Source organism: Kosakonia sacchari SP1 (assembly GCF_000300455.3).
In the GTDB taxonomy this organism is placed as follows: domain Bacteria; phylum Pseudomonadota; class Gammaproteobacteria; order Enterobacterales; family Enterobacteriaceae; genus Kosakonia; species Kosakonia sacchari.
In genome coordinates this window covers 3,484,002-3,506,244 of sequence record NZ_CP007215.2, presented here as the reverse complement: position 1 = coordinate 3,506,244, position 22,243 = coordinate 3,484,002, and the positions used below count along the sequence as shown (strand labels likewise).

At 52.9% G+C, this 22,243-nt stretch carries 23 protein-coding genes; 17 read left to right on the top strand and 6 right to left on the bottom strand.

The window, feature by feature from the left end:
* Positions 1 to 27: 27 nt before the first annotated feature.
* The 6 genes from C813_RS39645 (at position 28) to C813_RS39620 (ending at position 5,307) form a co-directional block, all read left to right on the top strand.
* Complete coding sequence (locus C813_RS39645) at positions 28 to 936, top strand: ABC transporter substrate-binding protein (RefSeq protein WP_017455835.1); 909 nt, start codon at positions 28 to 30, stop codon at positions 934 to 936.
* Positions 933 to 1,919 (top strand): FecCD family ABC transporter permease, encoded by a 987-nt coding sequence (locus C813_RS39640; RefSeq protein WP_017455836.1) that lies wholly within the window; start codon positions 933 to 935, stop codon positions 1,917 to 1,919. Before C813_RS39645 ends, C813_RS39640 begins: the two co-directional genes overlap by 4 nt.
* Positions 1,909 to 2,940 (top strand): FecCD family ABC transporter permease, encoded by a 1,032-nt coding sequence (locus C813_RS39635; RefSeq protein WP_025263690.1) that lies wholly within the window; start codon positions 1,909 to 1,911, stop codon positions 2,938 to 2,940. Before C813_RS39640 ends, C813_RS39635 begins: the two co-directional genes overlap by 11 nt.
* A 15-nt stretch (positions 2,941 to 2,955) precedes the next feature.
* Entirely contained in the window at positions 2,956 to 3,750 is a 795-nt protein-coding gene (locus tag C813_RS39630) for an ABC transporter ATP-binding protein (RefSeq protein WP_017455838.1), read from the top strand.
* Positions 3,737 to 4,483, top strand: a complete 747-nt coding sequence (locus C813_RS39625; RefSeq protein ID WP_017455839.1) for an IucA/IucC family C-terminal-domain containing protein — start codon at positions 3,737 to 3,739, stop codon at positions 4,481 to 4,483. The genes C813_RS39630 and C813_RS39625 overlap by 14 nt, the downstream gene beginning before the upstream one ends.
* A 62-nt stretch (positions 4,484 to 4,545) precedes the next feature.
* Positions 4,546 to 5,307, top strand: a complete 762-nt coding sequence (locus C813_RS39620; RefSeq protein WP_017455840.1) for an AraC family transcriptional regulator — start codon at positions 4,546 to 4,548, stop codon at positions 5,305 to 5,307.
* Here C813_RS39620 and leuA read toward each other — a convergent pair.
* The gene (gene leuA, locus C813_RS39615; RefSeq protein WP_017455841.1) at positions 5,297 to 6,967 is read right to left on the bottom strand and encodes a 2-isopropylmalate synthase; all 1,671 of its coding nucleotides are present in this window, start codon (positions 6,965 to 6,967) and stop codon (positions 5,297 to 5,299) included. The two genes, C813_RS39620 and leuA, sit on opposite strands and share 11 nt — an antisense overlap.
* A gap of 183 nt (positions 6,968 to 7,150) precedes the next feature.
* On the opposite strand from leuA, the gene C813_RS39610 reads away from it, so the two are divergent.
* The 7 genes from C813_RS39610 (at position 7,151) to C813_RS39580 (ending at position 15,420) form a co-directional block, all read left to right on the top strand.
* Positions 7,151 to 7,348 carry a hypothetical protein gene (locus C813_RS39610; protein ID WP_017455842.1) on the top strand — a complete coding sequence of 66 codons (198 nt, stop codon included), beginning with the start codon at positions 7,151 to 7,153 and terminating at the stop codon, positions 7,346 to 7,348.
* Between the two features lies 1 nt (position 7,349).
* Complete coding sequence (locus C813_RS39605) at positions 7,350 to 8,120, top strand: hypothetical protein (RefSeq protein ID WP_017455843.1); 771 nt, start codon at positions 7,350 to 7,352, stop codon at positions 8,118 to 8,120.
* 278 nt (positions 8,121 to 8,398) lie between these two features.
* Complete coding sequence (locus tag C813_RS39600) at positions 8,399 to 12,580, top strand: beta strand repeat-containing protein (protein WP_017455844.1); 4,182 nt, start codon at positions 8,399 to 8,401, stop codon at positions 12,578 to 12,580.
* A 100-nt stretch (positions 12,581 to 12,680) separates the two neighbouring features.
* Positions 12,681 to 14,342, top strand: coding sequence for a ShlB/FhaC/HecB family hemolysin secretion/activation protein (locus C813_RS39595; protein WP_017455845.1), 1,662 nt, complete (start codon positions 12,681 to 12,683; stop codon positions 14,340 to 14,342).
* Between the two features lie 168 nt (positions 14,343 to 14,510).
* A complete protein-coding gene (locus tag C813_RS39590) occupies positions 14,511 to 14,846 on the top strand; it encodes an SdpI family protein (protein WP_017455846.1) in 336 nt (111 codons plus the stop codon).
* Positions 14,846 to 15,118, top strand: a complete 273-nt coding sequence (locus tag C813_RS39585) for a MafI family immunity protein (protein ID WP_017455847.1) — start codon at positions 14,846 to 14,848, stop codon at positions 15,116 to 15,118. The genes C813_RS39590 and C813_RS39585 overlap by 1 nt, the downstream gene beginning before the upstream one ends.
* 41 nt (positions 15,119 to 15,159) lie before the next feature.
* Positions 15,160 to 15,420 carry a hypothetical protein gene (locus C813_RS39580; protein WP_017455848.1) on the top strand — a complete coding sequence of 87 codons (261 nt, stop codon included), beginning with the start codon at positions 15,160 to 15,162 and terminating at the stop codon, positions 15,418 to 15,420.
* A 72-nt stretch (positions 15,421 to 15,492) separates the two neighbouring features.
* Here C813_RS39580 and C813_RS39575 read toward each other — a convergent pair whose 3' ends face one another.
* The 5 genes from C813_RS39575 to C813_RS39555 all read right to left on the bottom strand — a co-directional run bounded on the left by C813_RS39575 (position 15,493) and on the right by C813_RS39555 (position 19,463).
* Entirely contained in the window at positions 15,493 to 15,975 is a 483-nt protein-coding gene (locus C813_RS39575; protein WP_017455849.1) for a lysozyme inhibitor LprI family protein, read from the bottom strand.
* A gap of 308 nt (positions 15,976 to 16,283) precedes the next feature.
* A complete protein-coding gene (locus C813_RS39570; RefSeq protein ID WP_017455850.1) occupies positions 16,284 to 17,822 on the bottom strand; it encodes a methyl-accepting chemotaxis protein in 1,539 nt (512 codons plus the stop codon).
* Positions 17,823 to 18,285: 463 nt separating this feature from the next.
* Positions 18,286 to 18,858, bottom strand: coding sequence for a DUF1349 domain-containing protein (locus C813_RS39565; protein ID WP_017455851.1), 573 nt, complete (start codon positions 18,856 to 18,858; stop codon positions 18,286 to 18,288).
* A 159-nt stretch (positions 18,859 to 19,017) separates the two neighbouring features.
* On the bottom strand, positions 19,018 to 19,128 hold the full coding sequence (locus C813_RS47560; RefSeq protein ID WP_231943032.1) for a type II toxin -antitoxin system TacA 1-like antitoxin: 111 nt from the start codon (positions 19,126 to 19,128) through the stop codon (positions 19,018 to 19,020).
* An 80-nt stretch (positions 19,129 to 19,208) separates the two neighbouring features.
* The gene (locus C813_RS39555) at positions 19,209 to 19,463 is read right to left on the bottom strand and encodes a helix-turn-helix domain-containing protein (RefSeq protein ID WP_017455853.1); all 255 of its coding nucleotides are present in this window, start codon (positions 19,461 to 19,463) and stop codon (positions 19,209 to 19,211) included.
* Between the two features lie 107 nt (positions 19,464 to 19,570).
* Between C813_RS39555 and C813_RS39550 the strand changes: the two genes are divergently transcribed.
* The 4 genes from C813_RS39550 (at position 19,571) to C813_RS39535 (ending at position 22,183) form a co-directional block, all read left to right on the top strand.
* Positions 19,571 to 19,798, top strand: coding sequence for a helix-turn-helix domain-containing protein (locus C813_RS39550; RefSeq protein WP_017455854.1), 228 nt, complete (start codon positions 19,571 to 19,573; stop codon positions 19,796 to 19,798).
* Positions 19,799 to 20,092: 294 nt separating this feature from the next.
* Positions 20,093 to 20,545, top strand: a complete 453-nt coding sequence (locus C813_RS39545) for an AAA family ATPase (protein ID WP_017455855.1) — start codon at positions 20,093 to 20,095, stop codon at positions 20,543 to 20,545.
* 63 nt (positions 20,546 to 20,608) lie between these two features.
* Positions 20,609 to 21,304, top strand: coding sequence for an AAA family ATPase (locus C813_RS39540; protein WP_017455856.1), 696 nt, complete (start codon positions 20,609 to 20,611; stop codon positions 21,302 to 21,304).
* A gap of 3 nt (positions 21,305 to 21,307) precedes the next feature.
* Positions 21,308 to 22,183, top strand: coding sequence for a DUF4435 domain-containing protein (locus tag C813_RS39535; protein WP_017455857.1), 876 nt, complete (start codon positions 21,308 to 21,310; stop codon positions 22,181 to 22,183).
* The last annotated feature ends 60 nt before the right edge of the window (positions 22,184 to 22,243 follow it).

Below are 22,243 nucleotides of genomic sequence, written 5' to 3'. Positions count from 1 at the left end.
CCCCGTTTAGCGGGGCGGTTTGAGTGGATGATGAAAAACGAACGCGCTTTCTCGCTTTCGCGCCGACGCAGCTTGCAGGCGCTACTGTTGTGCGGTGTCTCACCCGCACTGTTTGCCAAATCCGGCGTGCCGCGCGCGGTTTCTCTGTTTCAGGGGGCAACCGACAGCCTGGCTGCGCTGGGCGTTACGCCCTGCGGCATTGTTGAATCCTGGGCGGAAAAACCGGTGTACCGCTATTTACGACCGCAGCTTTCCGGCGTGCCGCAGCTCGGGCTGGAGACGCAGCCCGCGCTGGAAAAAATCGCGCTGCTTAAACCAGATATTATTTTCGCTTCCCGTTTTCGCCACCAGGATGTCGCACCGCTGATGGCGAAAATCGCCCCTGTTACGCTGCTGGATGATGTCTTTGAATTCAAAAAAACGCTGACGGTGGTGGCGCAAAAACTCGCTCTGACAAACGCCGCCGCGCAACTGCTCCAGCACTGGGATGCGCGTATCATCGCGCTGCGCAGCCTGCTGCAACAGCGTTTTGCCGGGCAGCGCGCGCCGCAGGTATCGGTGATTGAAATACGTCCTGACCACATTCGCAGCTATGTGGCGAACAGCTTTCCCGGCTCGGTGATGTCCGAAGTGGGATTTGCCTGGAATGCGCAGGCCATGCAGGCCCACAGCGCCTCGTTGCGTTTTTCCAGCATGGAGAATATTCCGCTGCTGGATGCCGATCTATTTTTTATTTTGCTGCGGGCCAACAGCCCGGCCATCACCCGCCAGTACCACACGCTGACGGCACACCCGTTGTGGCAGCAACTGCGTGCGGTGAAAGCACGACAACTGTGGGAGGTGGATAGCGTGCCGTGGAGCTTATCCGGCGGCATTCTTGGCGCTAACCAGATCCTTCGTGATGTCGAACAGGCACTCAACCGGGGGCGCGTATGAGCGGGCGTTTTCTGCTCTGCGGTCTGCTGCTGGTGGCGCTGATGGTGCTCAGCATGATGACCGGCGCGCGGTTTTATTCGCTCACCCAACTGACGCAGGCGCTGCTGCATGCCGATCCCACCAGCGCGGTGGATATTATTATTCGCACCTCGCGCCTGCCGCGCACAGTGCTGGCCGTTGGTGTTGGCGCGTTTCTCGCTGTGGCGGGTGCGTTGATGCAGGCATTAACCCGCAACCCGCTGGCGTCGCCGGGGCTGTTTGGTGTCAATGCGGGCGCGGCGCTGTTGATTGTGCTGGCAGGCAGTTTTTTCGCCGTCGGCGATCCGTGGATCACGCTGTTGCTGGCTTTTAGTGGGGCCTGCGCCACCGGCACGCTGGTGTGGTTTGCCAGTAAAGTCAGCAACGGGCAGCTTAATCCGCTGCGGCTGGTGCTGGCGGGCGTGGCGATCACCGCGCTGTGTAATGCGTTTACCCAGGCCATTCTCGTTATCGATCAGGAAAGCCTCGACACCATGTTGTTCTGGCTGGCCGGTAGCCTGGCGGGTAACGATGTAAAGCTTGTGTACCCGATGCTGCTCCCCGGTGCGCTGCTGGTGGTTGCCGCCTGTTTTTTCGCCGGGCAGATGAACGTGCTCAATGCCGGAGAAGAGATTGCTCGTGGACTGGGGTTGAACATCGCGCTGGTGCGCCTGCTGGCGAGCGTGCTGGTGGTGGGGCTGGCGGGCTGTGCCGTGGCGCTGGCGGGAAATGTCGGTTTTGTCGGGCTGATGGTGCCGCACATAGCGCGCCAGTTATTTGGCAGCGACTTGCGCTGGACGCTTCCGGCCTGTGCGCTGCTCGGCGCGTTACTGTTACTGGCCGCAGACATCGCCGCGCGCGTGGTTATCCTGCCGCAGGAGTTGCCGGTCGGTGTGATGACCGCACTGATGGGCGCGCCGTTTTTTATTCTGCTGGCGCAACGCAGGGGGAACCATGCCGGATAGTCAGCTTTTGCGCTGTGGACCATTTTCCCGCCACTACTCCCGGCGTTTAGTGCCACTATTGCTCGGTTGTATGGCAATCGCCTTGCTGGTCGCGCTGGTGGCATTGAGCACTGGCGATGTGGCGATTTCGCTGGCGCAAACGCTCCAGTTGCTGGTGCAGCCGGATGCCAGTGCGCACAGTTTTATTCTGCATCAATTACGTCTGCCGCGCGTGGCACTGGCGATGCTGGCGGGCTGCGGGCTGGGGCTTGCCGGGTTGATCCTGCAAACGCTGGTACGTAACCCGCTGGCATCACCGGATACGCTCGGCGTGACCGCCGGGGCGAGTGCCGGTGCGTTGCTATGGTTCTCTTTTTTCAGCCTGCAATATGGCAGCGCACCCTTGCCGTATGCGGCGATGGGCGGCGCGGCCTGCGCTGTCGGGCTGATCTTTTTGCTGTCGTGGCGCAAAGGCCTGACGCCGCTGCGGCTGATCCTTACCGGCGTGGGCGTTTCCGCGCTGGCGGGCGCGGTGGTGACGCTGGTGCTGGTGTTCAGCCCGCTGACCACCACCTTTTCCGCATGGGTATGGTTGAGCGGCAGCGTGTATGCCGCCACCTGGGACAAAGTGCTGCGCCTGCTGGCGGTATATGTGTGGACGTTGCCGGTGCTACTGTTTCTGACGCGCTATCTGAAAACCCTGCAACTGGACGACGCGCTTGCCATCGGCCTTGGCGTACGGGTGCAGCCGCTGCGGGTGCTGTTACTGCTAAGTTGTGTGGTGCTCTCCGGTGGGGCGATTGCGCAAGTAGGCGCGATGGCTTTTGTCGGGCTGATTGCGCCGCACCTGGCAAGGTTTGTGGTGCGTCAGGGCTTTTTCGGCCAGGCGTTTGTGACCGTCTGTAGCGCTGGCAGTATGGTGGTTATCGCCGACCTGTTCGCCAGAACGCTATTCCGGCCTGCTGATTTACCGGCAGGGATTTTTGTGGCGCTGGCCGGTGCGCCGTTCTTTTTGTGGCTGCTGATTCGGCAGCGGACGTAATCTGATGGAGAAAATGTGTCTCTCTCAACGCAAAAGCTGAGTGTCAGCTATCAACAGCGGCAGGTGATTAACGCGCTGGATTTAACCCTGCCTGGTGCGAAAGTCTCGGTGCTGATTGGCAGCAACGGCTGCGGCAAAAGCACGCTGCTCAAAGCGATGGCACGTTTGCTGACGCCGCAATCCGGCTCCGTTATTCTTGATGGCCAGGACATTCACACCAGCAATACGGCGGAGATTGCCCGCAAGCTGGCCATTTTGCCGCAAACGCCTGTTGCACCGGAGGGCATCACGGTGCGCCAGTTAGTGAGCCTGGGGCGTTTTCCTTATCAAAACTGGCTGCGCCAGTGGTCGCAAGAGGATGAGCAGCAGGTGAATGCTGCGCTGCGCCTGACAGGCACCGACGCGCTGCAGCATCGCCCGGTGGATGCGTTATCCGGCGGACAGCGCCAGCGTGTGTGGATTGCCATGACACTGGCACAGGCCACGGACACTCTCTTGCTGGACGAACCGACCACCTATCTCGATCTGGCGCACCAGATTGAGATCCTCGAACTGTTGCGCCAGCTCAACCGGCAGCAGGGTAAAACCATTGTGATGGTGCTGCACGATCTTAACCTCGCTTGCCGCTATGCCGATCATCTCGTCGCTGTGCATGACGGGCGCGTTTACGCCGAGGGCGCGCCGCAACAGATAATGACCGAAACGCTGGTCAACGACGTATTCAATCTGCGCTGTCGCATCATCGACGATCCTTTTTTCCATACGCCGTTGTGCATTCCGTTTCCGGGAGCGTCAAATGCTGACGGCTGAAGAGCATTCGTATCTGCAACGCACTTTCCATCTGCGTTCGCGTTCGCAAGCCGATGCGCGCAGCGTACCGGCACAGGCGCTACTGGATGCGCAAACCTGCCGCGCGCTGTTAACGCGAGTGATGCCGCTGATTGGCGCACCGGATCTGGCGATTGCCGCGTCGCTGCTCGCCAAACGGCTGGCCTTTCTGGCGACCGGGAATGTGTTGTACGCAATGAGCGTGTTTGATAAAGGCTTGCCGTTAACACTTCACGCCAGTCGACTGGAGTATGCGCATGACAACGGACTGTGGAGCTCGTCGTTGCCGGTGGATGTCACGGTAACGCATTACCTTCCTGGTCAACGCGACGCGTGGCGCGAAACGGTGGTTGGCGCGCTGTTTCGCGATTATTTAGCGCCGTTGTGGCAGAGCCTGGCGCAGGTCAGCGGCTTGCCGGAAGCGATCTTATGGGAAAACACCGCCGTGCGCGTTTACTCACTCTATCAGGGCCGAATGGAGGGGCTGAATACCCGGCAGATGCAGCGCCAGCAGGCGGATTTCGCCTGGCTGCTGGACGCGGCTGCGCCAGATCTGTTTGCTGCGCCCTGGAATCCGCTGAAGCGCTTTCGCCGGCCTGCGCAAAAGAACGCGGCGGGCAAGATGGTGCGTTTTCGCCGCACCTGCTGTTTTTATTACAAAGCCTCAACGCCGATGGAGTATTGCCATAACTGCCCGCTGTGCCGGGAGAAATAAATGACAGCAGGCGCGGCGGTGATTAAGGTAATGTCACCCTGCAAAATAACAACGGTCACGCCGTGAAAAAGACATTTGCCCTCGATTTTTCCCACCGCGCGGTGATCCCCTACGCCCATGATTACCGGCACGGGGAGCATGAGCACTGGCATACCCATCCGTGCGATCAACTGATTCACACACTCAGCGGGGTGATCCGCGTGGAAACGCAGCAGGGTATGTGGATTGTGCCGCCTGGCCGTGGCGTGTGGATACCCGCGCAGGTATCTCACGCGCTGCGCATTGACGGCGAAGTGCAGGCGCGTGGCGTGTTTGTCGAACCGCTGGCGCGGGCGGATTTACCGGTGGTTTGCCAGGTGGTGCGCGTCAGTGATTTGCTGCGTGCGCTGATCTTGAACGCACTGGAATTGCCACAGGCGTATCAGGCTGGCAGCCGCGCGGAGCGCATTTACGAACTGATCCTGGATGAAATCCGTCTGATGAATACGCTGCCGTTTTGTCTGCCGGAACCCTCTTCCGCGCGGTTAAAACAGCTTTGTGACGCGGTGCGACGCGATCCGGCGGGTGAGTGGACGCTGGAAAATGCCGCTCGCCAGGTCAATATGAGCGGGCGAACCTTGTCGCGCCATTTCTATCAGCAGACCGGGTTACAGTTCAGCGAATGGTTACGCCGGGCGCGTTTGCTGGAGGCGTTAACCCGGCTGGCGCAGGGCGAGCCGGTCACGCAGGTGGCGCTGGAGTGCGGTTATGCCAACCCCAGCGCGTTCAGCGCCATGTTTCGCCGGGTGATGGGCGTGCCGCCCGGCGATTACTTCACCTCGTAATGAAGTGCTGCGCGGCATTCAGCACCGCCTGCAACGACGCGCGAGTGATGTCGCTGTCAATGCTCACACCCCAGGCACGTTCGCCGTTTGTATTCTCACAGCAGACATACGCCACCGAACGGCTGTCGCTGTGCTTGCCGAGCGTATGCTCGTGGTAGCTCTCAATGTTGATCTCCACCTGCAAGCTGCGGCACAGAGCGGTGATGGCGGTGGAAAGAAAGCCGTTGCCGCTGGCATCGAGCTTCAGTTTTTTGTCATGGCACACGATCTCCGCCTGTAACGTGGTGCGCTGCCCCGGCTGATTAGTGCAGACATATTCAATCAGTTGCAGCGGCGGGCGCTCCACCAGCCCGTAGTTCTGACGAAACAGATTCCAGATTTCCATTTGCGACATCTCTTTGCCGTTCGCATCTGCCGCCTCCTGCACATGCTGACTGAACTCCTGTTGAAGTTTGCGCGGCAAATTCAGGCCGTGGTTCTGCTCCAGCAGCCACGCTGCACCGCTCTTACCGGACTGGCTGTTGACGCGGATAACCGCTTCATAACTACAGCCAATGTCTGCCGGATCAAGCGGCAAATAAGGCACTTCCCAGAACGCGGTCGGGTTGTTTTGTCGTGCGGCAAAGCCTTTTTTAATCGCGTCCTGGTGGGAGCCGGAAAAGGCCGTGAACACCAGTTCTCCGGCATAGGGATGGCGCGGTGCCACCGGCAACTGGTTGCACTCTTCGACGATCTCAACCACCTTTTTCATCTGGCTGAAATCCAGCCCTGGCGCGATGCCCTGGGTATAGAGATTCAGCGCCAGCGTCACCAGGTCGGCATTACCGGTACGCTCACCGTTGCCAAACAAGCAGCCTTCCACGCGCTCCGCACCGGCGAGCAATGCCAGTTCGGCACTGGCAATACCGGTGCCGCGATCGTTATGGGTATGCACGCTGATGCACACCTGTTCGCGGCGCGAGAAGTGGTGGCAAAAGTGCTCAATCTGGTCGGCATAGACATTCGGCATGCTCACTTCTACCGTGGCGGGCAGGTTGATGATCATCGGTCGTGTCGCGCATGGTTCCCAGACATCGGCCACCGCTTCGCAAATCGCCAGCGCAAACTCCGCTTCGGTAAAGCAGAAGGTTTCCGGCGAGTACTGGAAAACCCACTCGGTTTCTGGCGCATTTTCACAAAGGGCGCGAATTTGCCGCGCGGCGTTGACCGCCAGCGCGACGATCTCCTCGCGGTTCTGGCGAAAGACCTGCTCGCGAAACACCGGCGCGGTGGCGTTATACAGATGCACGGTGGCGCGCTTCGCGCCTTGCAGCGCGTCAAAGGTGCGGGTAATCAACTCTTCCCGAGCCTGGGTTAATACCTGAATGGTCACATCGTCCGGAATGCGTTTCTCCTCAATCAACTGGCGCACGAAATTGAAATCCGTTTGCGAGGCGGACGGGAACGCCACTTCAATCTCTTTAAAGCCGCAGTCGAGCAGCAGTTGCCAGAATTTCAGCTTACGCGCGGCGTCCATTGGTTCAGCGAGCGCCTGATTGCCGTCGCGCAGATCGGTGGAGAGCCAGCGTGGCGCATGGGTCAGCGCGTTATCCGGCCAGCGGCGATCGCGCAGCGCTAAGGGTTTGTGGCGTTGATATTTTTCAGCAGGGGTCATTAACATTTTTCGGGTCTCCGCAGGGTGTGGTTTCAGTTTCCACGCCGCGACTCTCCGCTGCGCCCGCATAACTGACAACCTGTTGCGTAAAAGTGACAACCTGAGCGAAAAGCCGTGCGGCAGTAAGAATCCGGATGAAAAACGCCCTACGCGTGACAGGGTTTCTATACTTGGCTGCGGAGGTAAGAGATGAAAAAAATGTTGTATTCATTATTCGCAAGCCCGGACAGACTGTTGCAGGTGATGAGCCACAGTGAAATTCAGGACGCGATTGAAGATGGCGAACGTATTGTGGTTGATGCCGATGGCAACACTTCGGTGAATATCCATTGCCAGCGCGTGCAGGAAGATTTCCAACGCCACGTCGACGCGTTAAAGAGGGCCTGACATGGGAACGGCAATCTTTATGGTGTTGATGGTCTGTGGCTACTGGTACACCTCGCACGATCTCTCCACCCGTTTTAAATTCAAACGTAGCTTCGGCTGGGATGTGTACTTTCTGGTGGCGCTGTATGGCTGCGTTTTTGTGTTGCAGGGGATTCTGGCGACAGGGTTACTGTGGCTGTGCCTGTTGATCACCTCTGCGGTGATGAACGCCTGGCCTGCGGTGTTTGGCCCGGAGCAACACCACCTGCACATGAGTTTTATGAACTGGAGTTTTTTAGGCATCCAGGCGCCGGTGGTGATTATGCTCGCTTTTGCGGTGCTGTTTTGCCTGTGGCGCTCGAACTGGTCCGGCAGCGTCAGGCTCGACAGCAACGGCCGCCGCGAGCTGTATAAACACCTTTCGCGCGCCAACGGCGTGGAAGGGCTGATTTATCAATGTATGGAGAAGGGCGATCTGGCGTGGATAACGCTCAAATCGCAGCGCATCTACATTGGCATGATCCACACCGCCACCTTTGACAGCGGCGACGCCAATAACATTGTGCTGATCCCGATGCTCAGCGGCTATCGGGATGAAAGTACCCTCGATCTACACGTCGAGCATAACTACAGCGCCTGGTACGACAAGCATGGTATTGATCTCGCTTCAGAGCCTCGCTCGGCGCTCGATTTCCGCAAAGTGCTGCTACTTTCGCAGGTGGAAAGTTTGTCGCTGTTCGACCCGGCGCAGGTGATGGCGATGGGGATCAATCGCGTGACGTCTCAGGATTGACCACCCCGGCTGGCCGGGTCAGCACAATGCTACCCGGCAGAACATCCTACTAATCAATCGGTTATTTTCATTTGTGAAAAAATGCAACGAGATGTATCCGAAATGATAAAGATTTATCTTAAGGTGACGATAACCATATTGTTACGGCGCATTTACATAATTCTGCGATAGCGACAGTTCAGACCTGTTGATCTGCAAGGGATGTAACGTTGCTTTGCAAAGAGCAACTTGCGAGTAAACACACCATTACTCTTCTTGCCATCACAGGAATGATGCTCATGACATCATCGTTTTGCCGTTCTTCAGCTCAGCACCAGGGCAGTAATACACCACCGGTTTTTACAAAACGTTTTATCGCGCTGTTTGTCAGTGCCCTTTGCGCAGCCCCCGCGCTGGCGGGCGAGTTGCCCACCGGCGCGAACGTCGCGGCGGGGCAGGTTTCCATTGGGCAAAATGGTTCCGCCGTCACGGTGAACCAGCACTCCAGCACGGCGATTGTTAACTGGAACAGTTTCTCCGTCGGCAAGGGCAATTCGGTCGATTTCGTTCAGCCGAGCAGCTCTTCCGCCATTCTTAACCGCGTCACTGGCGCAACAAAATCCACCATTGCCGGCTCGATAACCGCCAATGGCCAGGTTTATCTGGTGAACCCGAATGGTATCGCCATTACGCCGAGCGGCACGGTGAAAACCGGCGGCGGCTTTGTTGCCTCGACGCTGGATATCAAAGATGAAGACTTCCTGAAAGGGAAGCGCGTCTTTACCGGCAATGGTTCGTCTGCCGAAGTGAGCAACGCAGGCGTGATAAGCGTTGGTCGCGGCGGCTATGCCGCATTGATTGGCGGCAACGTCAAAAACGACGGCTTAATCAACGTCCCGGTCGGCAAAGTGGGGCTGGGCGCGGGGGAATCTGCCACCCTGGATCTCTCCGGCGATGGCTTCCTGCAGGTCGCTGTACCGGGTAATTCCGGCATGAAAGAGGCGCTGATCCAAAATAGCGGCACGGTGTCAGCACAGGGCGGCTCGGTGGTGATGACTGCCGCCACGGCGCGCAATGCGGCGCGTAACGCCATCAACCTGAGCGGCGTGGTCGAAGCCGACAGCGTCAGCGGCCAGAACGGCTCCATCGTGATTGGCGGCGGCGAAGGTGGCAATGTGGCGCTTTCCGGCACGCTGAGCGCGAAATCCAGCGACGGCGCTGGCGGGAAAATCACTGTCACCGGCGATAACATTATGCTGGCGGGGGCGAAAGTGGACGCCTCCGGCAAAACAGGCGGCGGCAAAATTAACATTGGCGGCGAGCGCCAGGGCAAAGGCAGCACGCAACGCGCAACGAACACACACATCGACAGCACCAGCCGCATCACCGCCGATGCGACAGCCCAGGGCAATGGTGGCGATGTGGTGGTGTGGTCGGATAACCAGACGACGTTCAGCGGTAACATCAGCGCACGCGGCGCGGGCACCGGCAAAGGCGGCGAAGCGGAAGTCTCCGGTAAAGCCAAACTGGCCTATACCGGCAGTACCGATCTCTCTGCGCAAAGCGGTAAATTCGGCAACCTGCTGCTGGATCCGCATAACGTGGTGATCTCCACGGCGGCTGACAGCGGCACCGGCTTTAGCGCCAGCGCGGACGACAGCGTGATTAACGTGACCACGTTACAAAACGCGCTCTCGACCGCCAACGTCACGGTCTCCACTGGCTCGACCGGCAGCCAGAATGGCGACATCACGCTTGCCACCAACCTTGGCTGGACGACAGACACCACTTTAACGCTGGCGGCGGCAGGCAATATCATTCTCAACGGTAATATCTCGGCGACCGGAGCGAATGCGGGCCTGGCGCTGAACTACGGCATCGGCAAAGATTACACGTTGCTCTCGGGCAAACAGATAACCATCCCTGGTGCAAATGCCTCATTGACCATTGGCGGGCAGAATTACACGCTGATCCGCACGATGGCGGATCTCGATGCCATTGACAGTACCGGGCTTGGCGGCAAATACGCGCTGGCGCAAAACATCCTCGCCATTGGTAATACATACACTTCTTCACTGGTTGGCATCTCTTCCAGTGCGCCATTTAGTGGCATTTTCACGGGGCTTGGGCACACTATCTCCAGCCTGACGATTAACAGTGCCGATACCTACGTTGGCTTGTTCGGCTATAACACCGGCACCATCCGCAACATGGGGTTGAACTCGGCGCAGCTTACCGCGTCTTCGACATCACCGTTCTACGCCGGGCTGCTGGCGGCCTACAACACCGGTACTATCGCCTATTCAACGGTACTTGGCTCATTGACCCGCTCGTCCGATGCCACAGCCTACATGGGCGGGCTAGTGGGTAACAACGCCGGGCAGATCTCCTACAGCCGTTCCGGGGCGACAATTACCGCGACGAACAGCTCTAACTGGTCTTACTGGGGTGGATTGGTCGGGCAGAACAGCAAAAACATTACGCAAAGTTATTTCGACGGCTCCCTGAACCTCTCCGGTACCAGCGGCAACGGCTTACAGTATGTCGGCGGTTTGACCGGTTACAACATGGCGGGCGGCACCATTAGCGCCAGTTACGTTTCCGGTAGCGTGACCGGCAGCGGGATGGGTGGCGCGATTGGTTATGTCGGCGGGCTGACAGGCAATAACGCCGGGAGTATCAATAACGTCTACTCCTCCGGCGTGATTAACGCTGGTTTGAACGCGCAGGCAGGTGGGCTGGCGGGCAGCAACACCGGAACGATCAGCAATAGCATTGCAACCAATACCATCAACGTGACCTCAACACCCAGCGCGATTGGCGGGGTGGTAGGTTCCAAAAGCGGGAGCGGAACGCAGAGTAACCTCTACTGGAATAGCGATAACGTCGCGGCAGGCATCGGGCGCGGTGCGAACGGTACGGAAGCGATCACCGGTTTAACCACCGCGCAAATGAACAACAGCGCGAGTTTTATCGGGCTGGATAATAAAGCCTGGGCACCGGCCACCGGCTCCGCCATGCCTGCGCTGTTCGGTGTGTCCGGCATTGTTGGCGTGGCGCAAACTGCCATCTATGGTGCGAACCCGATTACAACTTACTACGGTGCCGGCTTCTGGAACGCCATCAGCGGTAGCCTGACGAACGGCCTGAGAAGTACCGATAACGTCGGCAGTTATGCGCTGGATACCGCCGGTGTCAGCGCGCTTAAAGCTAACGGGCAGACGGCCAGCGTTGTGGGCGTTGGCGCCACGGTGACGCCAGCCACGCTGACCATCAACGTGGATAACGCCAGCAAAGTGTATGGCCAGTTCCCGGGATTGGTGAATTACACCGCGCAAGGCCTGGTTAACGGTGACACCGTCAATGGCTTGACCTATACCAGCCTGGGTTTTGCCACTACGGCTAACGTTGGCAGCTACAGCATTGTGGGCAGCAACGTGACGGGCACCGGGCTTGCCAACTACAACGTTGTCTATCGCAACGGCAATCTGACCGTCACGCCCGCGACGCTGACCATCACCGCCGATAACGCCAGTAAGGTTTACGGCGGTGCGGCGAATTTAAGTGGCTACAGTATTGTGGGCTTGTTAAACGGCGATACGGTAACGAATGTCGCCCTTAACAGCGCCGGTGCCGCCATCACCGCAGGCGTGGGCAGTTATGCCATTAACGCCAGCAATGCAAGCGGCAACGGCTTGTCGAACTACACCATCAGTTACGGCGCAGGTTCGCTGAACGTGACGCCAGCGCAACTGGTTATTAACGCGGGCAACGCCAGCAAAACCTACGGCGATCTTGTCAGTCTGAACGATTACAGCGTGCTCGGCCTGCTCAATGGCGACACCGTTACCGGTGTCGCGCTGAACAGCGCAGGTGCAGCGGCGACGGCTAATGTTGGCAGTTACGGCATCAATGGTAGCGGTGCAACCGGCAGCGGTTTGTCCAACTACGTTATTAGCTACAACGGCACGCTGAACGTGACGCCAGCCGCGCTGACCATCACCGCGAATAGCGGCAGCAAGACGGCCGGTAGCACCGTGCAACTGGGCTATAGCGCAAGCGGCCTGCTGAACAACGATGCCATTAGCCATGTTGATGTCACCAGTGACGGTGCAGACAGCACCGCCATTGCGGGCAGCTACGCGGTGATTGCCGCCAATGCCACCGGTAACGGGCTGGGTAATTACACCATTAACTATATCGACGGTACGCTTGTGGTGAATGACCAGCCGGGCACCCCGACACCAACCCCGACGCCGACATCAACACCGGTATCGACACCGTTAGCCGCCACCATTGGCAACCGTGTCTCGGCGCAGGATGTGACGCGTCAATTAACCGGTAACACGATGCTGGTGACCCATGATGCCAGCAGCGCTGGCAGTGCGGATAACGTGGTTATCGCCACGGCGGATCCTCGACTGGCGGGTGCGGTTTGTTCCATGGGCGCCGATTTGGCCCTTTCCTGCTCCGGCAAGTAAAAATAAGAGATAACTCATGCGTTTATTTTCACACTCTTCACTTTTAGCACCGACATTGCTGAGCCTGAGTATCGCCGCGAGCTTACACGCAGGAGCCGCGATGGCGGCTCCCAGCGCGGGCCAACTGGTGCAACCCTCTTATGCGCCGGTTCAGCAGCACACTGGCGGCGGCATCACGCTGCCGGCCACTACCGGGCTTACGGCGCCGAACGGCGCGGAAAAACTGTTTGTCACACCAGCCGGTCTGCTGGTTGAAGGTGGTTTTCCACAGTTAGCGAGCGAAACGGCGCGCATTGAATCGCGCGTTAAAGGCCGCCGCGTCTCTGCCGCGAATTTGTTTGCCGCCGCGCAGGAACTGGAAACCGTCTACATCAAAGCGGGTTACTTGCTGGCGCGCGTCAGCCTGCCGCCGCAACAGATCAAAGATGGTGCGCCGCTGCACGTGGTGGTAACCGACGGCTATGTGGAAAAAGTGGATGCCTCTGCGCTGCCGGACACCGCGCGCAGCCGGGTGGAAAGCCTGTTGCAACCGCTGGTGGGCGAGAAACATTTAACCCGTAAAGCGCTGGAGCGGCGTTTGCTGCTAGCAGGCGACACACCGGGCGTGATGCTGAAATCGACCCTCAAACCGGGCAGTAAACCGGGCTCAACGGTGCTGATTGTGGATGGTCGCTACGATCCGGTTGCCGGGCTGGTGACCTTTGATAACGGTCTTTCTGACGAGCTGGGTAAGTACTCACTCGGGCTTGGCGGCCAGCTTAACAACCTGACGGGCTTTGGCGAGCAGGTATACGTGCGCCTGAACGGCTACCCGCGCGGTGATAACCCGTTTACTGATACGCAGCCGCGTAACCGCCAGTGGGCGCTCGGCGTGGTCGTGCCGCTGGGTACTGATGGCTTGTGGATGAACGTCGAAGGGGTGGACAGCCGCACGAAACCGAAAACCGACAGCGGGTTGACCTCGCGCGATCACTTCCAGCGTCTGTCATCGCGTGTCGGCTACCACTGGGTGCGTGCGCGTGATTTCAACACGTCGACCTTGCTGTCGCTGGATGTGCAAAACGAAACGCAGCATTTGCAGTTCAATAACAATGACGTGCCGTTCACCGATGATCGTCTGCGCATTGTGCGCCTGGCGCAGTCGATGGATTACACCACGGACTATGACGCGCGTTTTGCCTCCAGTCTGACGGCTTCTTTTGGTATCGACGGCCTGGGCGCGCGCCACGGCACCACTGACCTGCCGATGAGCAGGAACGGTGCCGATCCGGATTTCCAGAAACTGGAGCTGACTATGAACTACAGCCAGCCGCTGGTGGATGGCAAAGTGCAGCTCTCACTTTCTGGCCTGGCGCAGACCTCGTTTGACCAGGCGCTGCCGTCCTCTGAGCAGGCTTCACTTGGTGGCAGCAGTTGGCTTTCGGCATTCGATTCCGGCACGGTCAGCGGCGATAGCGCCCTGGCCGCGCGTGCTGAAGTGGGTTTACCGCAACCGCTCGGCGCGTTTTCCTGGGCACCCGATCTTGGTAGTGCGGTAATGCCGTACGTCTTCGGTTCACTGGGTTCCGTAAGCCAGGCAAAACCGACGGCGCTGGAGAAAAAAGAGGTGCATGGTAGCGCGTATGGTGCCGGTTTGCGCCTGAGCGCCAGCCAGGCCGCGAGCCCGAACAGCGCCTTGCTGACGCTGGAGTACGCGCGCGGCAATCAAAGTGGCGAATCGCAAGACAACCGCTTTAACCTCAGCCTGCTGACCTTCTTCTAAATCACGCACTTTCCCGCGCACCGCCTGGTGTGCGGGTTTCTTTCCCTTCGCTAAACACATGCGCAATCCCACTCAAGGGATTGCCGTTGCTTTATCCCGTTGCCGGGAACATGATGTTTTGCCATAACGAATGTCCGGGGTGTGTCTGCTCAGCATAAGGAGCCTGCAATGAACGACATCTTTCTCTCCCTCAGCGTTGGGATACTGGTGTTAATGGCGGTTGCCATTCCGCTGGCGCGACAACGTATTAAACCCAATCATTTTTACGGCGTGCGTACCGCGCTAACCTTGCGGGATGACACGGCCTGGTATCGGGCGAACCGCCTTTTTGGCAAGGTGATGCTGCTCTGCGGTGTGGGATTTTTTCTCCTTTCAGCGCTGCTCGGCAGCTGGCGTGAAAACGCGGGTAACACAATGACCAGCATCGTGCTGTTTTTGCTGGCCGTATCTGTGCCGGTGGTCTGTGCGCTGGTCAACGAATCGCGGGAGAAGAGAGGATCGTAATGCGCGAAAGCATCAACGTTTTTGGTGCACGTTTTGCTGGCCGCGTTAATGCAGAGAAACTGCGCTTTGCCATTGAGTACGTCGATTTCGGTGAAAGCGGTTTAGCGTTCGAAACGATCTGCGATTATATCGTCGAAGAAGACGCGCCCATCAGCGAAGAGGAGTACCGCCTCGCGGTGGAAATTTTTAACGACTACGGCGGTAAATGGGGTGTTTTCAGTATTGAACATATGAAAGCGCTGATTGTTAAAGAAGGCGGTTCCGCTTTGTGATATTTGCGCCGAAACAATTGAAAATGCATCCATAAGGAGAGGTGAAATTGCCAACACGTTGTGAAATCGCGCTGGCGAAAGTGGTCGCTGATTTGGTCATTTTCCTTGAGTTCACCGGTGAAAACCAACTGGAGCAGGACGCCGCCATCAACGCGCTGGAGCAGGTTGCCGCTGAACTGCAAACATTAAACGCAGATGATAAACATCACCTGATGGCGATATTTATTGCGTTATCGCGGCACTATCCAGCCGATAAAACCGCGTTTGTTAGCCATTTACCGGAGGCGTTTGGCTTACTGTAGAAGCCGGGAAGATCACCACCGGCTTTATTTCCTGCGACAGCAAAAATACTCCGGCATAAGGTGCCTTGCGGCTTATTTTATATAGGTCGCTTTTAATAACTGCTCGCGATCATTGTTTTGATTAATGATGCATTGCGTCTGTAAATCATCCTGGCTTGCCGCCCACTCGCCAACTAATAACGCTGACGCTGCGCAGAACTCATTTCGTGATGCGATCCAAAGCTGTTGAGATTTATTAAATCTCTCCCAAAAGAGATCTTTTATTTCGCTGCCTTCCGGATCATTAAGGTGATAGGGCGTATCATAATTGTTGTTTATCAATTTCTTTATCTTAGTGATTGTTTCTTCTAGTGATTTTTGTGATTTCTCTTTCAGTTCATTTTTACATTGTGTCTGGTTTTTCTTATCGCCATCGCCATCGCCATCGCCATCGCCATCGCCATCGGCAGGTAAAGTAAGGCATTGCTGAATGTCCTTGCCTAAATTAAATGTGACGGCGCCCGCACTGCAAATTGATAGCGATACTGTCAGAAGTGAAATTCTTAAGATTTTCATGGGAGAAGGCTAATCCTCTTTGTTCGCTTTATAAGACATATAAAAACCACACTTGCGAATTAACTCAAATAGTTATTTGATCGTTTTAGCTACGCAAATCGCCAGGGTGTTTATGTTCCAGCGCCCCGCAATGCCATGCCAAAGTAGGCCTCTGTGATTTTCTGTTTGTATTCCGTTGCAGAAGCAGAGTCTGGCACTGCTGCTGAGCATCAGTATGATGAATCTGAAATAGATATTTTTGAGGGAAGAGAGCGCGATGAGATTGTCAGGCAAGTGCTCAGGATATGCGCTTGCCTGACCAGTGTGGGTTACAGCTTAAAGGCATTTACATCGTTAAGCAGTTTACCGGCCTGGTGGCTGAGTGAGTTCGCGGCAGTGGCCATCTCTTCAACCATGGCGGCGTTCTGCTGCAAGTTGCCCTCCATCTGGCTGACCGCCACGTTAACCTGATCAATACCGTGGCTCTGCTCGGTTGAAGAGTTATTTACCTGGTTTATCAGCACCGTGGTTTCATCGACCGCGCCCAGCGCTTCGTTCATCCGCGTAGTCACGTTGGCGGCATAGCTGACGCCCTGGCCGACATTTTTAATCGCCTCGTCGATTAAGCCGCGAATATCGCGCGCCGCCACAGAAGAGCGTTGCGACAGCGAACGCACCTCACCGGCGACCACGGCAAAGCCTTTACCCTGCTCACCTGCGCGGGCTGCTTCCACCGCCGCGTTGAGCGCGAGGATGTTAGTCTGGAAAGCGATGCCGTCAATAATGTCGGTGATTTCGGAGATTTTCGCCGAAGAAGCAGAAATATCGTCGATGGATTTTTGCAGTGAACTCAACTCACGATGGCTTTCATTCACCATGGTTTGCACACGACCAATAAAGGCATTTGCCTCTTTGGCGTTGTCCATATTGTGCCGCACCGTGGCCGACAGTTCGTTCATGCTGGCGGCGGTCTGCTCCAGTGACGAGGCCTGCGATTCGGTACGCGATGACAGATCATCATTGCTTTTGGCGATTTCGCTTGCCGCGACATCCACTTCGTTGCTGGCGTCTTTCACACTGCTCAGCACTTCGCGGATTTTTGCCATCAACTCATTAAAACTGGTGGCGGTTGCGCCCAGTTCATCTTTTTTATTGAGATCCACTTTGACAGTTAAATCCAGCGTGCTGCTGATGGTTCCCATACTGTTTTGCAGATTTTTTAACCCTTTGTTTAAATAGCTAAGGATCGTTGAAGCGAATACGCCAATTAACACCAGTAAAAAGATAATGGTTCCGACCAATAACCAGAAGGTATTGATATATTGCGTATGGTTATTTTCAGCATATGTTGCGGCAATTTTATAATTATGCACCAGCATCTCTTTTAAATTGGCGCTAAGCGCAACAGAGGCATTAGCAGTAATACCGCCATCCGACACCATTTTGCGTGCGGCTTCAATACCTTCGCTATGATAAACGCCGACCATGGATTCTGCTTTTTGCAGATAGTCATCAAAGGAATCCTGCGTTTTTTTCAATAACTGACCATCAATATCATCGCTAATAAGTTGCTCGCGATAATATTTAAATATCTCATTGGTTTTATTTAACTCATCTTTCGCTTGTGCCATATGTTTAGTGAATACCGCTTCATCGTTTATCAGCAGGGACATCAGGATCTGCCGGCGGGCTTCTTCGCGGTGCTGGAGCGCTTCGCTGAGCTTGCTGATACTCGGTAAACTATTTTCAACAACATAATCAAAACGTGATTGCGCATTATCTAATGCCCGGATGCTTAAACCACCGAGCACAATCATGGCAATAAACGTAATGGCAAATACAAATAACAGTTTCTTTAAAATGGTCATAACGGCCTCAGGTGCTTTCCATATCCAGGGTGAACTCTATTTTTATCGGCGACTAAAGCGAAACCTTCATAGATGATTTAATAAAAAGAGAGGTGGGTTTTGTTTTTTAGTTAGCTAGTTAATGAACGTTAAAAATGACCATAAAATACAATCAGTAAGCTTTTTAATAAAAGATGTGATGTCGGGTTTATATAATATATTTATGATGGTTTGTAATTTTTCAAATAATATATCCTGTATTGGTTGTCGATATTTAACGGCATCATTTAGCTGCACTGAAATATCATGTAGCAAAGCAAATTACTTATGAGGTAAATAATTAGGGAAGCGATATTTCTAACGGTGTGTGAGCTTTCCGTTTTCTGGCAACCGAAACGTATAAACCACTCTTTCGGTCGCCTGTGTTGTTGGTTGTCACCGAACGGAAAACGAAACGGTGATCCCCGGTGGAAGCATGGCGAAACTAGCTCAAGTCGTGCAGATCTTTCTCCAGCAACGGCGTGAGCGTCATATCTGAAAACGCGACTTCCTGCCCGGCTCGTTCCGGCGTGCAGCACATCACACCCATCGCGCAGCGCGAATGCGGAAAATGACACAGCCGCAGCAGGGGCCAGACGCGCCCATCGGTGGAGTATTGCAGCCGTAGCGCGTCGCCTTTGCGGCTCAGGCGCAGCCAGAAATCGCCCGCGTCACCGGGGAAAATACCGGTCGCCCAGTCCGAATAACCCTGCGTCAGCACGCTGCCGATGGCTGGCGCGCCATCGTTAAACTCAATCCCGGCTTTTAACCAGTTCTGCTCGTCCGCGACCAACAACAGGCCCGCCTGGTCATACAGCTCGGAAAACCGCGCCTGTATCCGCACCTGAAAGGTGAAATCACCCGTCACATCGCGCACAAAACCGTGGCCGCTGAAACGCTCAAATCCGTACCAGGTTTTACGCCAGAAATCGGTGCTTCCATCGGTCACCACTTCCACTTTGCCCTGCGTTTCGCGCCACTGCTGCGGTTCGTTAATCCAGTAAAAATCACCCGTCATGTTTTGCTCCTTTATATGTGCTGGCAGCTTACAGAGTGTTGCCTGTGACGGGGGAGATTGCCAGTGCGGGGCGCGGGGAAGTTTGATAATGGTAGCAAAACGGTCAGGCTGGTAATTTTTCTTTGAAGGGAAGCTATCAATTTAAGGAGGGAATCACCCTCAGGATTTGATTTTCGACAGCCGTTTGGCTGCTTGCTTGAGTTTTTCATTGGGTTTGGGGGGATTTTCAATGGCGTTAATCACCCGATACCAAGAATCTTCATTCAGCATCAGCTTAACGTATTTTGCTCTCCCCTCAAGTGGAAGAGAGCAAGGAGGTAAAACAATAACCTTTTGTTTATAAAGCATAATCAACGAAAGGCTTTGCGAAAGCGACGTTCAATTTTGTTTCCTTTTTGATCCCTATAGCGATCTGGCCATATCGTTTCCGGCGCTATATTCAGTGCCTGAGCGATTAAATACTCACCTTTTGGCCACGGTCTTGACAGTGCGTTCGCCAGTGTTGATGAGGATAATCCTGATTCGCGAGACAACGCCGCCAGACTGGTGCCACGTTTTTTCAATGCGGCAATGATATCTGCTGGATGCCAGTTCTGATCTTCCATTGTGTTCTCCTTACACGTGGTTGTTATGTGCTCAATTATCCTGTTTTGGGATAAAAAGGCAACCGATAGATATTCGATTTCAGGATATTTTTCAAGGAATCGATTTTATGGCCTCCATTTATTCAGAAGAGTACCAACGCGTTATCATCGCCCTCAAAAGAGCTCGCAAAGAACGCGGCATCACGCAGGCGCAGCTTGCCGAAGCACTCGGCCGTCCACAATCCTTTATCGCCAAAATTGAGAGTGGTGAAAGAAGATTAGATGTGGTCGAGTTTGTACATTTGGCGAGATTAGTGGGAATCGAGCCAAGTAAAGTCATAAACAATATTCGTTGATTATATTTGCTATGGTGTATTATTAGGTTGGTATATAATTAACGAAAATAATGCTATCGATATGATAAAACATCAATTTCTAAAATCTCGGCAATGACATGCTAGCGAAATCTGATAATACGAATATAATAATTTTTTTTGTGCAGAAATAGTCATGCTACCATTACGGTTAACAGTTATTTTCCTCAAGTTAAAGAGTGCGATGTAGTGATGAATTTTTGGAAATATATATGTTATACGTAGAATGATAGTATTCATCAGATCATAGAGGTCATAAGGAATGTCTATAAGGCTATGATTGTTAAAGGGTTGTTTGGACGTTTAGATTACAACCTTATTTTGGAGTCACAAGATATAAGCATTATTACTGGGCCAAATGGTTATGGTAAAACAATGCTTTTAAGAATAATTGATTCTATCCTAAAAAACGATTTCAAGAACTTATCTAGTATAAAATTCAAATCGATTTATTTATCATTTGTTGGTGGCCTCTCAATAAGTATTGAAAGAAATCATACAAATTTAATGATAACTTTGTCAGATTTAAAAGCAGATAGAGTAACAGTTGAGCATATAAATGAAGAGATATCTAATGATAAGGATATTTACTATGTAGATGATAAAGGTGAGAAAATAGAACTGCGTCTAAAAAGTCTTGATACAAAAAATGACTTTTTAGGGTTAAAACCAGATGTTTTTTTGTCATACTTTGGTGATATTACATCTATCTTTATTAAAGCTCAGTGACTGCAAGATTTGGATTCAAAAAAAATTAAAATAAGTCAATTAGCGGAAGATCTAAGAAAAAGAATGGCGAAAGTTTCATTAAATGCTTCGATCACTTCTCAGAAATTAGATTCATCTTTTCCGACTAGGCTTTTTGAAAAAATAGAGAATTCAGTGGGTGGAAGTAGATACATAAATATTACAGAAAGGCTTAGGGGGCTGCAGGATATAAAAGATGATTTACTAAAATATGAACTAATTGAGTCAGATGATGGTTTTTCATCTAATTATTTCCTTTCTTCGGAAATTTCTGCGGCTTACGGTGAGGTACTAAATTTATATGTTGCCGATGCATTAAAAAAACTTGAGCCGTATGCTGATTTGTATAAAAAAATAGATTTATTTGTCAATATAATTAGTGATAGTGTTTTATCTTTTAAAAAAATAAAAGTTAATAAAGAAAGAGGTTTTTATTTTGTTGAAGAAGGTAATGAGAATGAAATTATTCCCTTAAATAGCTTATCTTCCGGTGAGCAAAATCAGGTCATAATTTATTATGATATGATCTTTAAACCTAAAGAAAAGACAGTAATCCTGATTGATGAGCCCGAGATTTCCCTTCACGTTGCTTGGCAAAAAATTTTCCTTGAAGCTGTAAGTAAAATACAAAAAATTAATAAGCCAATTAATGTGTTAATTGCAACGCACTCACCTACGATAATAAACACCCGCTGGGATCTTACTCATGACTTGTTTGATATGAGTGGGGAGGGGATTTAGATTATGAAGTCATTAAAAGAGAGTACGACAGAACTTGATTGGGTTGGTTCAATGATGCTCTTATTCAAAAGTGAGAAATATTCTGGGAAGATATTAATTGTAGTGGAGGGTAGAACAGATATAAGTTTTTTTAAATGTATGAAACTTCATGATTCTATTCATTATGACTCACCTTGTAAGGGCAAGATTTCGGTTATTGAATCTGTACGCAAATTACGTGAAGCAGGTAATGATAAAGTCTATGGAGTATGTGATGCAGATTTCGATTTGATATTAGAACGAACTTATAAAGATATATTTCTAACCGATTTCCATGATATTGAAGTTATGATGATTAACTGCGGGTTTATGAGGAAGTTTTTCTTCGAATACACAAACCCAAAAAGTTATGAGCATATTGATGAAAACACTCTAATATCAGAAATTGAAAAGAATATATTGGATGTTTGTTATCATATTGGTATTTTGAAATGGATAAATATCGAACATGATTTTGGTTTTAATTTTGCGAGCTTAGATGTAGAACTTTTTTTGCATTTCGATGATTTTAGAATAATTTTTGATAAAAACGCTTTTATTGATAGTGTATTGAGGCGATATAAAAAAGAAATAGATAGAGATTATATATTGAGACTTTACAATGAATATAAAAGTAAAGCGGTAGATATACTCCATATCTGCAATGGACATGATTTTACGAATGTTTTAAGTAAACTTTATAAAGGCGCTTTTACAAATGACAAAAACATCAATCAGGATAAAATAGAAAGGAACCTTCGGCTTTATTATTCCTCGCAACATTTCGAACAGACTAATTTATACAGCAAAATAAAAAACATCCTACAGAGATATGAGGGTGAATTAAGGTTAGTAGGTTAATGTAATAAAGGCATAGTTGTCTATGCCTTTACATTCAAAAGATAATTTATTGCAACATTT

Excerpts from the sequence above, each read along its gene's own strand:
- C813_RS39645 (WP_017455835.1), top strand. The coding sequence starts at position 28 with ATGATGAAAAACGAACGCGCTTTCTCGCTTTCGCGCCGACGCAGCTTG.
- C813_RS39640 (WP_017455836.1), top strand. The coding sequence starts at position 933 with ATGAGCGGGCGTTTTCTGCTCTGCGGTCTGCTGCTGGTGGCGCTGATG.
- C813_RS39635 (WP_025263690.1), top strand. The coding sequence starts at position 1,909 with ATGCCGGATAGTCAGCTTTTGCGCTGTGGACCATTTTCCCGCCACTAC.
- C813_RS39625 (WP_017455839.1), top strand. The coding sequence starts at position 3,737 with ATGCTGACGGCTGAAGAGCATTCGTATCTGCAACGCACTTTCCATCTG.
- leuA (WP_017455841.1), bottom strand. The coding sequence starts at position 6,967 with ATGTTAATGACCCCTGCTGAAAAATATCAACGCCACAAACCCTTAGCG.
- C813_RS39610 (WP_017455842.1), top strand. The coding sequence starts at position 7,151 with ATGAAAAAAATGTTGTATTCATTATTCGCAAGCCCGGACAGACTGTTG.
- C813_RS39605 (WP_017455843.1), top strand. The coding sequence starts at position 7,350 with ATGGGAACGGCAATCTTTATGGTGTTGATGGTCTGTGGCTACTGGTAC.
- C813_RS39600 (WP_017455844.1), top strand. The coding sequence starts at position 8,399 with ATGACATCATCGTTTTGCCGTTCTTCAGCTCAGCACCAGGGCAGTAAT.
- C813_RS39595 (WP_017455845.1), top strand. The coding sequence starts at position 12,681 with ATGGCGGCTCCCAGCGCGGGCCAACTGGTGCAACCCTCTTATGCGCCG.
- C813_RS39590 (WP_017455846.1), top strand. The coding sequence starts at position 14,511 with ATGAACGACATCTTTCTCTCCCTCAGCGTTGGGATACTGGTGTTAATG.
- C813_RS39585 (WP_017455847.1), top strand. The coding sequence starts at position 14,846 with ATGCGCGAAAGCATCAACGTTTTTGGTGCACGTTTTGCTGGCCGCGTT.
- C813_RS39575 (WP_017455849.1), bottom strand. The coding sequence starts at position 15,975 with ATGAAAATCTTAAGAATTTCACTTCTGACAGTATCGCTATCAATTTGC.
- C813_RS39570 (WP_017455850.1), bottom strand. The coding sequence starts at position 17,822 with ATGACCATTTTAAAGAAACTGTTATTTGTATTTGCCATTACGTTTATT.
- C813_RS39565 (WP_017455851.1), bottom strand. The coding sequence starts at position 18,858 with ATGACGGGTGATTTTTACTGGATTAACGAACCGCAGCAGTGGCGCGAA.
- C813_RS47560 (WP_231943032.1), bottom strand. The coding sequence starts at position 19,128 with ATGCTGAATGAAGATTCTTGGTATCGGGTGATTAACGCCATTGAAAAT.
- C813_RS39555 (WP_017455853.1), bottom strand. The coding sequence starts at position 19,463 with ATGGAAGATCAGAACTGGCATCCAGCAGATATCATTGCCGCATTGAAA.
- C813_RS39550 (WP_017455854.1), top strand. The coding sequence starts at position 19,571 with ATGGCCTCCATTTATTCAGAAGAGTACCAACGCGTTATCATCGCCCTC.
- C813_RS39545 (WP_017455855.1), top strand. The coding sequence starts at position 20,093 with ATGATTGTTAAAGGGTTGTTTGGACGTTTAGATTACAACCTTATTTTG.
- C813_RS39540 (WP_017455856.1), top strand. The coding sequence starts at position 20,609 with ATGGCGAAAGTTTCATTAAATGCTTCGATCACTTCTCAGAAATTAGAT.
- C813_RS39535 (WP_017455857.1), top strand. The coding sequence starts at position 21,308 with ATGAAGTCATTAAAAGAGAGTACGACAGAACTTGATTGGGTTGGTTCA.